Annotated in this window: 14 protein-coding genes and 1 other RNA gene; 12 read left to right on the top strand and 3 right to left on the bottom strand. The window is 71.3% G+C overall.

Annotated features, from left to right (window positions below; translation table 11 throughout):
- Positions 1-2 precede the first annotated feature (2 nt).
- On the bottom strand, positions 3-863 hold the full coding sequence (locus tag LY625_RS12805) for a YicC/YloC family endoribonuclease (protein ID WP_233740700.1): 861 nt from the start codon (positions 861-863) through the stop codon (positions 3-5).
- A gap of 66 nt (positions 864-929) precedes the next feature.
- Here LY625_RS12805 and rph point away from each other — a divergent pair, with 66 nt between their 5' ends.
- From rph to pepQ, 6 genes are all read left to right on the top strand, one after another.
- Complete coding sequence (rph, locus tag LY625_RS12810) at positions 930-1,685, top strand: ribonuclease PH (protein WP_233740701.1); 756 nt, start codon at positions 930-932, stop codon at positions 1,683-1,685.
- A gap of 73 nt (positions 1,686-1,758) precedes the next feature.
- Positions 1,759-2,352 carry an RdgB/HAM1 family non-canonical purine NTP pyrophosphatase gene (rdgB, locus tag LY625_RS12815; protein WP_233740702.1) on the top strand — a complete coding sequence of 198 codons (594 nt, stop codon included), beginning with the start codon at positions 1,759-1,761 and terminating at the stop codon, positions 2,350-2,352.
- A 43-nt stretch (positions 2,353-2,395) separates the two neighbouring features.
- The gene (gene hemW, locus LY625_RS12820; RefSeq protein WP_233740703.1) at positions 2,396-3,583 is read left to right on the top strand and encodes a radical SAM family heme chaperone HemW; all 1,188 of its coding nucleotides are present in this window, start codon (positions 2,396-2,398) and stop codon (positions 3,581-3,583) included.
- Positions 3,584-3,623: 40 nt separating this feature from the next.
- Positions 3,624-5,924: a DUF1631 family protein gene (locus tag LY625_RS12825; RefSeq protein ID WP_233740704.1), complete on the top strand. Its 2,301-nt coding sequence runs from the start codon at positions 3,624-3,626 to the stop codon at positions 5,922-5,924.
- Positions 5,924-6,274, top strand: coding sequence for a PilZ domain-containing protein (locus LY625_RS12830; protein WP_233740705.1), 351 nt, complete (start codon positions 5,924-5,926; stop codon positions 6,272-6,274). Before LY625_RS12825 ends, LY625_RS12830 begins: the two co-directional genes overlap by 1 nt.
- Before the next feature lie 74 nt (positions 6,275-6,348).
- Complete coding sequence (gene pepQ / locus LY625_RS12835; RefSeq protein ID WP_233740706.1) at positions 6,349-7,677, top strand: Xaa-Pro dipeptidase; 1,329 nt, start codon at positions 6,349-6,351, stop codon at positions 7,675-7,677.
- Between the two features lie 58 nt (positions 7,678-7,735).
- Here pepQ and LY625_RS12840 read toward each other — a convergent pair whose 3' ends face one another.
- Together LY625_RS12840 and LY625_RS12845 are read right to left on the bottom strand one after the other, a co-directional pair.
- Positions 7,736-9,064, bottom strand: coding sequence for an aminopeptidase P N-terminal domain-containing protein (locus LY625_RS12840; RefSeq protein WP_233740707.1), 1,329 nt, complete (start codon positions 9,062-9,064; stop codon positions 7,736-7,738).
- Positions 9,064-9,621, bottom strand: coding sequence for a UPF0149 family protein (locus LY625_RS12845; RefSeq protein ID WP_343223496.1), 558 nt, complete (start codon positions 9,619-9,621; stop codon positions 9,064-9,066). Before LY625_RS12845 ends, LY625_RS12840 begins: the two co-directional genes overlap by 1 nt.
- A 100-nt stretch (positions 9,622-9,721) precedes the next feature.
- Between LY625_RS12845 and LY625_RS12850 the strand changes: the two genes are divergently transcribed.
- From LY625_RS12850 to rpiA, 6 genes are all read left to right on the top strand, one after another.
- Positions 9,722-9,943: a TIGR02449 family protein gene (locus LY625_RS12850; protein ID WP_233740708.1), complete on the top strand. Its 222-nt coding sequence runs from the start codon at positions 9,722-9,724 to the stop codon at positions 9,941-9,943.
- Positions 9,940-10,242, top strand: coding sequence for a cell division protein ZapA (locus tag LY625_RS12855; protein WP_233740709.1), 303 nt, complete (start codon positions 9,940-9,942; stop codon positions 10,240-10,242). The genes LY625_RS12850 and LY625_RS12855 overlap by 4 nt, the downstream gene beginning before the upstream one ends.
- Before the next feature lie 80 nt (positions 10,243-10,322).
- A non-coding RNA gene (gene ssrS / locus LY625_RS12860) (6S RNA) lies at positions 10,323-10,507 on the top strand.
- 81 nt (positions 10,508-10,588) lie between these two features.
- Complete coding sequence (locus LY625_RS12865) at positions 10,589-11,179, top strand: 5-formyltetrahydrofolate cyclo-ligase (RefSeq protein ID WP_233740710.1); 591 nt, start codon at positions 10,589-10,591, stop codon at positions 11,177-11,179.
- Positions 11,179-11,655 (top strand): EVE domain-containing protein, encoded by a 477-nt coding sequence (locus LY625_RS12870; RefSeq protein WP_233740711.1) that lies wholly within the window; start codon positions 11,179-11,181, stop codon positions 11,653-11,655. Before LY625_RS12865 ends, LY625_RS12870 begins: the two co-directional genes overlap by 1 nt.
- Positions 11,656-11,659: 4 nt before the next feature.
- Positions 11,660-12,322 (top strand): ribose-5-phosphate isomerase RpiA, encoded by a 663-nt coding sequence (rpiA, locus tag LY625_RS12875; protein ID WP_233740712.1) that lies wholly within the window; start codon positions 11,660-11,662, stop codon positions 12,320-12,322.
- Positions 12,323-12,421: the final 99 nt, after the last annotated feature.

Below are 12,421 nucleotides of genomic sequence, written 5' to 3' on the forward strand. Positions count from 1 at the left end.
GCTCATTCCAGGTTCTGCACCTGTTCGCGGATCTGGTCGATCAGCACCTTCAGCTCGACCGCGGCGTTGGAGCTGCGGGTGTCGACCGACTTCGAGCCCAGGGTGTTGGCCTCGCGGTTGAACTCCTGCAGCAGGAAGTCCAGCCGCCGGCCCACCGCCTCGTCCAGGCCGAGCACCCGGCGGGCCTCGGCGACGTGGGCCTCCAGCCGGTCCAGCTCCTCGTCGACATCGAGCTTCTGCAGCGAAAGCACCAGTTCCTGCTCCAGCCGCCCCGGGTCGGCGGGCTGGGCGAGCTCGGCCAGGCGCTGCTGCAGCTTCTGCCGCTGGCCCTCGCGGATCGCCGGCAGCATCTGCCGGACCTCGCCGGCGATGCGCTCGATGCCGTCCACCCGTTCGATGATCGCCGCCGCCAGCCGCCCGCCCTCGCGCGCCCGGGCCTCGAGGAAGCCGTCGAGCACCTCGTCCAGCAAAGCCAGCACCTCGGCCTTGAGCGCGTCGGAATCGACCGCGGCGGTACGCAGCACCCCGGGGAACTGCAACAGCTGGGTGAACTCCACCCGCATGCCCGGGAAGGCCGCGCCCAGCCGCGTGGCGACCGCCGCCAGGTCGGCGACCCGCGCCTCGTCGACCTGCAGTCCGTGCTGCTGTTCGGGCGCGCGCAGGCGCAGGCTCAGGTCGAGCTTGCCGCGCTTGACCCGCGCGGCGATCCGCTCGCGCAGCAACGGCTCGAGCGCGCGCAGGTCCTCGTGCACCCGCATCCCGGTTTCCAGGAAACGGTGGTTGACCGAGCGCAGCTCGCAGCCGAGCGTGCCCCAGCGGGTGTCGCGTTCGCCGCTGGCGAAGGCGGTCATGCTGCGGATCATGCGCAGTTCCAGAGCGGACAGGGACCGAATGGTAAACTCGCCGGCCCCCTTTCCGGTAATCGTGGCATGGCAGCAGTGCTCCCCGAAGGCTTCACCCGGCCCAGCGGCCGCGCCCCGGACGAGCTGCGGCCGGTCACCATCGAGCGCCACTTCACCCGCCACGCCGAGGGCTCGGTGCTGGTCAGCTTCGGCGATACCCGGGTGCTGTGCACCGCCAGCATCGACAACCGCGTCGGCCCATGGCTGCGCGGCAAGGGCGAGGGCTGGGTGACCGCCGAATACGGCATGCTGCCGCGCGCCACCCACACCCGCAGCGACCGCGAGGCGGCCCGCGGCAAGCAGGGCGGGCGCACGCTGGAGATCCAGCGCCTGATCGGCCGCAGCCTGCGCGCCTGCGTCGACCGCAAGGCGCTGGGCGAGCGCACCATCACCCTGGACTGCGACGTCATCCAGGCCGACGGCGGCACCCGCACCGCGGCGATCACCGGCGCCTACGTGGCCCTGGTGGACGCGATCGACGTGCTGGTGCGCCGTGGCGAGGTCAAGTCGCGCGCCGGGCGTCCGGCGGTCGTCGGCGCGGTGGCCGCGGTGTCGGTGGGCATCTACCGCGGGGTCCCGGTGCTCGACCTGGACTATCCCGAGGACTGCGACTGCGACACCGACATGAACGTGGTGATGAACGATGGCGGCGGTTTCATCGAGCTGCAGGGCACCGCCGAGGGCCATGCCTTCCGCCGCGGGGAACTGGACGCCATGACCGCGCTCGCCGAGCAGGGTATCGCCCGGTTGGTCGAGATCCAGCGCCAGGCCCTGGCGATGTAGGGAGCGGCCCCGGCCGCGGCCTGCAGTCCCGCCCTCCCTATCGCGGCCGAGCCGCTCCGACGCGGGTGTGTCGATGAATCGAATCGTGGTTGCCAGTGGCAATGCCGGCAAGCTCGCCGAGTTCAACCGCCTGCTGGGCGAGGCCGGGGTGGAGTTCGTCGCCCAGGGCGAGCTGGGGGTGGACGACATTCCCGAGACCGGCCTGAGCTTCGTCGAGAACGCGCTGCTCAAGGCACGCCACGCCGCGCAGGTGACCGGCCTGCCCGCGCTGGCCGACGACTCCGGCCTGTGCGTGGACGCCCTCGACGGCGCGCCCGGCCTGTATTCGGCGCGCTATGCCGGCGAGCCGGCCGACCCGTCGCGCAACATCGACAAGCTGCTCGGCGCGCTGGACGGCTTGCCCGGGCCGGCGCGTGGCGCGTACTTCCACTGCACCCTGGTCCTGCTGCGCCATGCGCGGGATCCGCGCCCGCTGGTCGCCTCGGGCGAATGGCGCGGGCGGATCCTCGAGGCGCCGCGGGGCGCCGGCGGGTTCGGCTACGACCCGGTGTTCCTGGATCCGCAGACCGGCCTGACCGCGGCCGAGCTGGAGCCCGGGCGCAAGAACCGCATCAGCCACCGGGGGCAGGCCTTGCAGGTGTTGCGGCAGCGGCTGGGGGCGGAATGAGGGCGCAGCACGCCTGGCCGTTGCAGCTTGCGGACGGCGCGGCATGATCGCGTCGCCGCCGCCGTTGTCGCTGTATGTCCACGTGCCGTGGTGCGTGCGCAAGTGCCCGTACTGCGACTTCAACTCGCACGGGGTGCGTGGCGAGCCGCCGTTCGCGGCCTACGTCGACGCCCTGCTGGCCGACCTGGACCAGGACCTGCCGATGGTCTGGGGCCGCACCGTGCAGACGGTGTTCTTCGGTGGCGGCACGCCCAGCCTGATGCCGCCGGAGCTGGTCGACCGATTCCTGCAGGGCGCCAGCGCCCGGCTGCGCTTCGCGCCGGGCTGCGAGGTCACCCTGGAGGCGAACCCGGGCACCGCGGAGCATGGCCGCTTCGACGGCTACCTGGCGGCCGGGGTCAACCGGCTGAGCTTCGGCATCCAGAGCTTCGACGATGGCTGCCTGCAGCGGCTCGGGCGCATCCACGACAGCCGCGAGGCGGAAGCCGCGGTCAGGCTCGCCCGCGAGGCGGGCTTCGACAACTTCAACCTGGACCTGATGTACGCACTGCCCGGCCAGGACCTGGCCATGGCCGAACGCGACCTGGAGCGTGCGATCACCCTGGAGCCCGCCCACATCAGCCATTACCAGCTCACCCTGGAGCCCAACACCCTGTTCGCGGCGCGCCCGCCGGCCGGGATCCCCGACGAGGACCTCGCCTGGGACATCCAGGAGCGCTGCCAGGCATTGCTCGCCGACGCCGGCTACACGCAGTACGAGGTGAGTGCCTATGCGCGGCCCGGGCGGCAGTGCGCGCACAACCTCAATTACTGGCGCCACGGCGATTACCTGGGCATCGGCGCCGGCGCCCACGGCAAGATCACCTTCGGCCACAACGGCAGCGTGCTGCGGCGCTGGAAGCACAAACAGCCCACGCGCTACATGGAGGCCGCCGGCACGCCGGGCGGGCTCGGCGGCGACGAGTGGGTGGAGCCGGCCCAGCGCGCGTTCGAATTCATGCTCAACGCGCTGCGGCTGGTGGAGGGTTTCGCGCTGGCCAGCTTCGAGCATCGCACCGGTCTGTCGCGCGACCACATCCGGCCGCAGCTGGCGGCGGCCCGCGCGCGTGGCTGGCTGGAGCTGGAGGACGGGCACGTGCGCCCCACCGAGCTTGGTCGGCGGTTCACCAATGACGTGATATCGCTGTTCCTCGCGGCCCCCGGGGACGGTGAGCCTGAAGTTTCCGCGTAAGCCGCCGATCTGTGTGCAGTTGACCGCCCATTCCCAGTTGATGCCCCCGAACTCCCCGCCCGCCTCCAAGCCTGCCCCGCTGCCACCGCGCGTCCGCAACGCGATCGAGGCGGTGCAGGCGCTGCTGTCGCGCGAGCTCTCGCGCAGCGTCGATGACGCGCTGGATGCCGCGCACCGCGACCTGTTCGAGCTGAGCGAGCGCTCCAACGCCCCGCTGCTGCAGGCGCACTGGCTGGGCAACCTGCAACGGCTGGTCAACAACCGCTACCGGCTGTTTCCGCGCCTGCTGGCCGAGCTGCGCGCCGCGCTGGAGTCGATCCGCGAGCAGCCGGTCGCGCCGGAACGGCCCGCCACCCCGCAGGTGGTCACCCGCGCCGAGGACATGCGGCTGGTCGAGGACACCGGCCCGGACGAGGCGGCCATGCTCGCCGAACTGGGCCGCCGCCAGGAGTCGCGCGCCGGCCTGCCGTTGCTGCTGCTCGGCCAGCGTTTCGGCGTGCTGGCGGCGGCGCCGGCGTTCACCGCCACCGCGCTGCCGGTGGGCGCCCACGGGCTGGCGTCCATGTTCATGCGCGCGGTCGACGAGCTCGGACTGGACGAGGATGCGCGCAAGGTCCTGCTGCGCGCCTTCGACCGCGAGGCGGTGAGCCGCTACGCCCCGCTTGCCGAGGCGATGAACGCGGTCCTGGATCGCGCCGGCGTGCTGCCGGGGCTGAGTTTCGTCCCGCTGCGGCCGCGCCCGGCCAACCGGCCGCCCGGTTCCCGGCGGGTTGCCGACGGGGACAGGGCAAGCGCGGGAACCGGCGGTGACGCGGGCGCCACGGGCAGCGAGCCGGGCGGCGGCGTGGCCGACGAGACGGCCGGAACCACCGGAGGCACCCCGGGGATCGATGCCGCGCCGGGCACGCCACGCCCGGCCGGACTCAACGAGGCCCAGCGCCTTGCGCAGATGCGCCAGTGGCTGGCCGAGCGCCGCCAGCTGCTCAAGCGGTTGTCGGGAACCGGCGATGCACCGCGGGCCCCGGCGCTGGGTGCGATGGAGCTGGACAACGTGCTCGCCGCGCTGCAGGTCGGCCCGGGAGCGCTGCGCTCGACCGCCGAGCTGCGGCAGGCGGTGCACGAGCAGGCACGCCGGCTGGGCAGCAATTCGACCCTGGGCGAGGAGGACGCCGACTCGCTCGCCCTGTTCGCCCGGCTGTACACCGGCCTGCAGGAACACACCGACCCGCGGATGCACGATGTGCTGGCCGGGTTGCAACTGCCGCTGCTCCGGCTGGCCATGCGCGACCTCGGCTTCCTGGTGCGGGCTTCCGACCCCGCCCGCAGGTTGCTGGCGACCGTGGCCGAGGCCGGTGCCGGCCACCACGGCGCCGACAGCCTGGATCCGCAGTTGCTGCAGCGCCTGCAGGAGGTGGTGCGCTCGCTGTCGCTGCAGTATCCGCACGACGCGGAGGTGTTCGAGCGCGCGAACGCCGCCCTGGAGGAGCCGCTGCAGGCGTCCCTGCGCCGTGCCGAGATCGCCGAGCGCCGCCACGTCGAGGCCGCACGGGGCCGCGAACGCCTGCTTTCGGCACGCCGCCACGCCGAGGCGGCGATCGACTGGGCCCTTGCCGGCCACGAGCCGGCGCGGTTCCTGCGCACCCTGCTCGAGCACGCCTGGACCGATGCGCTGGCGATGGTGGCACTGCGCCACGGGACCGCTTCGGCGACCTGGCACGAGCACATCGCGACGACCGCCGCCATCGCCGAGGCGATCCGTGGGGGGACGCCGGCCGAGCCGGCGCACGCCGAACGCGCCCGGCAGGCCCTGGGCCTGGTCGGCTACCACCCAGACCCCGCCGCCGCCATCGCCGGCCACCTGACTGGCCAGGCCGACCCCGACGAGGACCCGGCGTCGCGTACCGAGCTGGTCATCGGCATGAAGGATCGCAGCCGGCTGGGCGGTGGCGATGCCCTGGCTCCCGATCCCGCCGAACGCGGGGCGGAGCGGGCCCATGCCGGCGAGCGCCAGTGGCTGGCGCGGCTGCAGTCGGTGCCTGCCGGCCAGTGGATCGAATTCGATTCGCCCAACAGTCCCGGCGGAGTGGTGCGCCTGCGCCTGGCGTGGCACGGCGAGGACAGCGAACGCGTGCTGCTGCTCGGGGTCCGCGGTCATCCCCCGTCGGAACCGCCGGTCACCACGCTGCGCGGCCTTGCCCGCCTGGTGGCGGCCGGCAAGGCCCGGTTGCTGGGCGAGACGCCCGACGAGCTGCTCGACCAGGCCTGGCGCGGGATGATCGACCAGCTGGTGTCGCCAGCCTCCGCCGACACCGCGCCGGCCGGCAATCCAGGATCCATGTGATGAGCTCCCAGGACAGCATCGACAGCCGCCGCCACAAGCCGCGCCTCGAGGTGGACACGCGGATCGACGTGGTCGACAGCATGACCGGCCAGGTGGTCGGCCGGATCGGCAACATCTCCGAGAGCGGCATGCTGCTGCTGGCCACCGCCCCCCTGCGCGCCGATGCGCTGTACCAGCTGCGCTTCGACCTGGCCGCCCAGGGGCAGCCGCCCCATCCGGTCGAGGTCGGCGCGCACCTGCTGTGGCTGGATCCGGACCAGGTCCCCGGCCGCGCCTGGGCCGGCCTGCACTTCATCCACCTGCCGTCCTCGCAACGCAAGGCGCTGCTGGACTGGATGGGCCGGCGCTGACCATGTCCTCCGGCCCCTGACGCCGGGGCCGCCGCGGGGCGACAATCGACCACACCCCCACCACGAGGATCACCATGGCCCTCCAGGACCTTGCGTCAACCTACCCGGCCCACGTCGCGCACATGCAGGCGCTGGCCGACCGCGCCCTTGAACGTGGCGGCTTCGACCATCTGGTGGTGCCCAGCGGGACCCTGCACTACCAGCTGTTCGACGACCGCGACTATCCGTACGCGGTCAACCCGCAGTTCAAGGCCTGGGCACCACTGGTGCGCAACCCGGGCAGCTGGCTTGTCCACACCCCGGGCGAGCGCCCGAAGATCATCTACCTGCAGCCCTTCGACTACTGGCACGTGGTCCCGGATGCACCGTCGGGCTACTGGGTCGAGCACTTCGACGTGGTGGTGATCCGTACCCCCGAGGAGGCCCTGCGGCACCTGCCGGCGGACCCGGCGCGCTGCGCGATCCTCGGCGAACCGCTGAGCACGGTCGGCGATTACGTCCCCAACAATCCGGCGGCGGTGATCAACCACCTCGAATACCACCGGGCGGTCAAGACCCCGTACGAGATCGCCATGATCCGCCGGGCCACCGCGCACGGCGTGCGCGCCCACCGCGCCGCCGAGCGCGCCTTCCGCGCCGGTGCCAGCGAGTTCGGCATCCACCTGGCGTACTGCCAGGCGGCCCGCCAGGACGCCAACGACCTGCCCTACGGCAACATCGTCGCGCTCAACGAGCATGGCGCGGTGCTGCACTACACCGAGCGCGACCGGATGCCGCCGCGCGAGCTGCACAGCTTCCTGATCGACGCCGGCGCCAGTCACGACGGCTACGCCTGCGACATCACCCGCAGCTACGCCTTCGACCGCGACAGCGAATTCCAGGGCCTGGTCGATGCGGTCGACGCCGCCGAGCAGCGCATCTGCGACAAGGTCCGCGCCGGGACCGACTACGCCGACATCCACCTGTACGCGCACCTGGAGATGGCCACCATCCTCAACCAGGCGCGGGTCGTCGACATGAGCCCGGAGTCGATGGTCGAGACCGGAGTCAGCGCGAAGTTCTTCCCCCACGGCATCGGCCACTACATCGGCCTGCAGGTGCACGACGTGGGCGGCTTCCTGGCATCCGAGGACGGCGGGCGGGTCGAACCCCCGGCCGGCCATCCCTACCTGCGCCTGACCCGCACCCTGGAACCGGGCGCGGTGGTGACCATCGAGCCGGGCATCTACTTCGCCGAACTGCTGATGAAGGAGCTGGCCGAAGGCGAACATGCCGGCGCGGTCGACTGGGACCGGGTGGACGCACTGCGGCCGTACGGCGGCATCCGGATCGAGGATGAGGTGGTCTGCACCGATGGCGAGCCGGTCAACCTCACCCGCGAGGGTTTCGCGGCGCTGGACTGAGCCGCGCCGGAACATCGCGACATGGCCGCACCGGCAACGGTGCGGCCGCACCGCCGGGCTAACGGTGGCCGGCCATGAACGCCTCGGTCTCCTCCGCGCTGCGGGCCAGGCCTTCGGTCAGCACCTCGTGGCCGTCGCGGGTAACCAGCACGTCATCCTCGATGCGGATGCCGATGCCACGCCATTTCGCCGCCACCGAGGTGTCGTCGGGGCGGACATACAGGCCGGGCTCGATGGTGAACACCATGCCCGGCTCGATCAGGCGTGACTCGCCATCGATGCGGTAATCGCCCACGTCGTGCACGTCCAGGCCGATCCAGTGTCCGGTCTTGTGCGGGTAGAAGCGCCGGCAGCTTTCGTCGGCCAGGCGCTGCTCCAGCTTTCCCTTCAGCAGCCCCAGGCGCAGCAGGCCCTCGGTCAATGTCTCCACCGCGGCCTGGTGGACTTCGGCATAGGGGTTGCCGGGCATCGACCTGGCCAGCGACTGGCGTTGGGCCCCATGCACCAGGTCATGCAGGGCGCGCTGCTCCTTCGTGTACCGGCCGCTGGCCGGGAAGGTGCGGGTGATGTCGGCGGCATAGCCGCGGTACTCGGCGCCGGCGTCGACCAGCACCAGGTCCGAATCGCCGATCGGGGCATTGTTGGCCACGTAGTGCAGGACGCAGCCGTTGGCGCCGGCACCGACGATGCTGGCATAGGCGGGCTCGGCGCCGTGGCGGCGGAACGCATACTCCAGCTCGGCCTGCAGCTCGTGCTCGTGCATCCCCGGGCGGACCGCACGCATCGCCGCGGCATGGGCCTCGACGCTGATCTTCGCCGCCCGGCGCATGAAGCGCAGTTCGTCGCGGTCCTTGAACAGGCGCTGCTCATCGAGCAGGTGGCCGAGCTCCAGGAACTCGTGCGGCGGGCGGTTGCCCATCTTCATCATCGCCCGCACGCGGTTGACCCAGCCGATCAGCTTGAGGTCGAACTCGACGTCGCGGCCGAAGTGGTAGTAGACCCGCCGGCGCCCTTCCAGCAGGCCGGGCAGGATCTCGTCCAGGTCGTCGATCGGATAGGCGTCGTCGACGCCGTAGGCCTCGCCCGCACCCTCCGGCCCGACCCGCGGACCGTCCCAGGCCTCGCGCGCGGGATCGCGCTCGCGGCAGAACAGCACCGTCTCGCCGTGCATGCGGCCGGGAATCAGCACCAGAACCGCCTCCGGCTCCGGGAAGCCGGTCAGGTACAGCAGGTCGGAGTCCTGGCGGTACGGATAATGGGTATCGCGGCTGCGCACCCGCTCCGGCGCCGCCGGCACTACCACGATCGCCTCGTCACCGGCCATGCGCATCAGCTGCCTGCGCCGGCGCGCGTAGGCGGCAGCCGGCATCTTCAGCTGCGCGGCCATCAGTTCAGGCTCTTGCGGTGGCGCACGGCGAGCACGCAGTCGCCGTGCAGCAGCAGGGTGGCGACGCGGATGTACTCCTCGATCTCCGCCAGTGCCTGCTCGTCCTCCTCGTCGCCCTCCTCCTGGGCCTGCGCCTGCGCCAGCTTGCCGAGATCGCCGAGCGCCTCGACAGCCTCCTCCGACAACGGTGGATTGGCGCCCGCGGCGAGCCCGAAGCCACCCAGCATCCCGCGACACCAGTCGAACAGTGCCCCGCTGCGCTCCACCAGGGGTTCGCCGGCATCGGGCAACAGCAGGCTGAAGTCGAAGCCGCGGTCCTCCAGCTGCGCCTGGCTGGCCACGCGCAGCCGGTCGAGGACGCTTCCGGGCTCCGGGGTGGGCAGGTTCGCGTCGGCCAGCACCCGGGCCGGCCATTCCGGGACGGCCGCGCCGCCGCCGGCGAGCCAGCCGCACAGGCCGCCATGGACCTCGGGTGCGGACGCGCCGGCCTGCAGCGCGTCGAGCGCCGCCTGGACATCGGCAAGGCCGGGGAGTTCCGGGGTGGGATCGTGGGCCACGAACAGCATCCTCAGGGGGAAAGCAGGCAGTCTAGCAACCGCGCCGGGCCTGGCGCCCGGGGCCGCTTGACCGGTCTTGCGCCTCTGCTATCGTGCCGCGATGGAACCTTCCGCGCTGCTCGAACAGATGCAGTCCCTGCTCGCCCGCGTAGAGCAGCTCACCGAGCGCAACCGGCGCCTACACGACGAGAACCGCAGCCTTCGCCAGCAGCACGAAGGCCTGACCGCCGAGCGGGCCAGCCTGCTGGCCAAGAACGAACAGGCGCGGACCCGTGTCGAGGCGATGATCGCCCGGCTGAAGTCGTTGGAGCAGAACACGTGAGCACTACCATCCCGGTGAGCGTCCGCCTGCTCGATCGCGAGTACACCGTGGGCTGCGCGCCCGACGAGCAGGAAGGCCTGCTGGCGGCTGCGCGCCTGCTCGACGCGCGGATGCGGGAGATCCGCGGCAACAACCGCATGGCGGCACTGGACCGGGTGGCGGTGCTGGCCGCGCTCAACTTCGCCCACGAGGTCCAGCAGTCACGCGAACAGCAGGGCAGGCACGAGCGTGAGCTCGGGCGCACCCTCGAGCGCATGCAGCAGTTGCTCGATTCGGCGCTGGCCGCCAGCGAGCGCTGAACACCGGTCCTTGAATCCCGGCCGACCGCCGCGGCACGCCTCACTGGCACCCGCAGCCGGCCCGGGTATACTGCGTCCCAAGTCCTCTGCTGTGGACGACGGCGTACGCAACATTCGCCTTGTCCCTTAACAGCGACCTCGGGGACGCAGTGGCAGCCAGGCGCGCAAGTCCGCCCCGCAGCGGAAAGCCCGACGGCACCAACGCGTTCCCACTTGAACCCTGGGTTCAAGGTCGTTCGTACGCATCGCCATCGGCGGAGGACCTCAGCATACGTAGCGGCGGTACGGGCCCCTGGCCGGTGCCGCCGTCTGCTTTTCAGCACCGCGCACCTTCCGGGGCCACCAGATGACGCAATCGCGCACCGACCGCTGCCGGCTGATGCGGACCGGACTACGCGAGGCCCGCCGCGGCCTCCCGGCTCCGCAACGGATCGCCGGCGCCGAGCAGGTCGCCGCCCACCTGCTGGACCTGCCCTTCGCCCCTGTGAGCGGCTACGTGGCCGGATATTGGGCGATGGACGGCGAGATCGGGCTGCACGCCTGGCAGCTGCGGCTGCCGCCGGGCTGCATCTACTGCCTGCCGGTGCTGCACGGGGACCTGCTGCGCTTCGCGCCTTGGCGCCCCGGCGATGCCCTGGTCACCAACCGCTACGGGATACCCGAACCCGCACTGGAACCCGAATCGGCGCTGCCCGCCGACGCGATGTCGCTGGTGGTGGTGCCGCTGGTGGGCTTCGACGCCGCCGGCGACCGGCTCGGCATGGGGGGAGGCTGGTACGATCGCAGCTTCGCATTCCGTCGGGAGCGCCCCGCGCCGCCGTGGCTGGTCGGCGCCGCCTTCGGGCTCCAGCAGGTCGAGCGGGTGCCGGTCGCCGACTGGGACGTCGGCCTGGACGCGGTCTGCACCGAGGCCTCCACCCACCTGTTCCGCGAGTGATGATGAAGCGCAAGACCCGCCGCCACTGGCTGATGAAGTCCGAGCCGGACGCCTTTTCCATCGACGACCTCGAGCGTGCCGGCACCGAGCCCTGGGATGGCGTACGCAACTACCAGGCGCGCAATTTCATGCGCGACGGCATGCAGGTCGGCGACCGGATCCTGTTCTACCACTCCAACACCAAGGTGCCCGGCATCGCCGGGATCGCGACGGTGGCCAGTGGTTCCTATCCCGACGCGTCGCAGTTCAACCCGAAGTCCAAGTACCACGACCCGAAGGCGTCGCCCGAGGCGCCGCGCTGGTTCCTGGTGGACGTCGCCTTCGAGCGCAAGCTCAAACGGGTGATCCCGCTGGAAGAGATCAAGCAGCACGCCGAAGCACTGGGCGAGGAGTTCGCCCTGGTGCGCAAGGGCAACCGGCTGTCGGTGTTCCCGGTGTCCGCCGCCCAGTATGACTACCTGCTCTCCCTCGAGTAAATCCATGTCCGAAGCCAAGCGGCAGGCCGCCGAAAAGGCCATCGAGTACGTCAAGGACGGCAGTGTCATCGGCGTCGGCACCGGTTCCACGGTCGCGTACTTCATCGACGCGCTGGGCCGGATCGGGGACAGGATCAAGGGCGCGATCTCGAGCTCGGAGCAGAGCACCCGCCTGCTGCGCGAACGCGGAATCGAGGTCGTCGATCTCAACGCCGCAGGCCCGTTGGCGCTTTACGTGGACGGCGCCGACGAATGCGATCCACAGCGGCGGCTGATCAAGGGTGGTGGCGCGGCCCTGACCCGCGAGAAGATCATCGCCGAGGCCAGCACGCAGTTCGTATGCATCATCGACGCGTCCAAGCAGGTGGACGTACTCGGGCGCTTCCCGCTTCCGGTGGAAGTCATCCCCATGGCGCGCAGCCTGGTGGCACGCGAGATCATCGCGATGACCGCGGGGCAGCCGGTCTGGCGTCAGGTGGACGACGGCAAGGGGCTGGTCACCGATAACGGCAACTACATTCTCGATGTCCATGGACTGGCGATCACCGACCCGGTCGCACTGGAGCGCACGCTCAACCAGATCCCCGGCGTGGTCAGCGTCGGCCTGTTCGCCCGGCGGCCGGCCGATGTCGTGATCGTGGGCGGGCAACCACCGCAGGTCATCTGAAGCCCGTCCGGGGCCGCGTCGCAGGCGATCGGGAGCGGCAGGTCGCAAAGGAGAAGGCCGGCATACGCCGGCCTTTTTCATGCCTGGGTGGCTCCCATT

Source organism: Lysobacter sp. GX 14042, assembly GCF_021390425.1.
Lineage (GTDB): Bacteria > Pseudomonadota > Gammaproteobacteria > Xanthomonadales > Xanthomonadaceae > Novilysobacter.

Excerpts from the sequence above, each read along its gene's own strand:
- LY625_RS12805 (WP_233740700.1), bottom strand. The coding sequence starts at position 863 with ATGATCCGCAGCATGACCGCCTTCGCCAGCGGCGAACGCGACACCCGC.
- rph (WP_233740701.1), top strand. The coding sequence starts at position 930 with ATGGCAGCAGTGCTCCCCGAAGGCTTCACCCGGCCCAGCGGCCGCGCC.
- rdgB (WP_233740702.1), top strand. The coding sequence starts at position 1,759 with ATGAATCGAATCGTGGTTGCCAGTGGCAATGCCGGCAAGCTCGCCGAG.
- hemW (WP_233740703.1), top strand. The coding sequence starts at position 2,396 with ATGATCGCGTCGCCGCCGCCGTTGTCGCTGTATGTCCACGTGCCGTGG.
- LY625_RS12825 (WP_233740704.1), top strand. The coding sequence starts at position 3,624 with ATGCCCCCGAACTCCCCGCCCGCCTCCAAGCCTGCCCCGCTGCCACCG.
- LY625_RS12830 (WP_233740705.1), top strand. The coding sequence starts at position 5,924 with ATGAGCTCCCAGGACAGCATCGACAGCCGCCGCCACAAGCCGCGCCTC.
- pepQ (WP_233740706.1), top strand. The coding sequence starts at position 6,349 with ATGGCCCTCCAGGACCTTGCGTCAACCTACCCGGCCCACGTCGCGCAC.
- LY625_RS12840 (WP_233740707.1), bottom strand. The coding sequence starts at position 9,064 with ATGGCCGCGCAGCTGAAGATGCCGGCTGCCGCCTACGCGCGCCGGCGC.
- LY625_RS12850 (WP_233740708.1), top strand. The coding sequence starts at position 9,722 with ATGGAACCTTCCGCGCTGCTCGAACAGATGCAGTCCCTGCTCGCCCGC.
- LY625_RS12865 (WP_233740710.1), top strand. The coding sequence starts at position 10,589 with ATGACGCAATCGCGCACCGACCGCTGCCGGCTGATGCGGACCGGACTA.
- LY625_RS12870 (WP_233740711.1), top strand. The coding sequence starts at position 11,179 with ATGATGAAGCGCAAGACCCGCCGCCACTGGCTGATGAAGTCCGAGCCG.
- rpiA (WP_233740712.1), top strand. The coding sequence starts at position 11,660 with ATGTCCGAAGCCAAGCGGCAGGCCGCCGAAAAGGCCATCGAGTACGTC.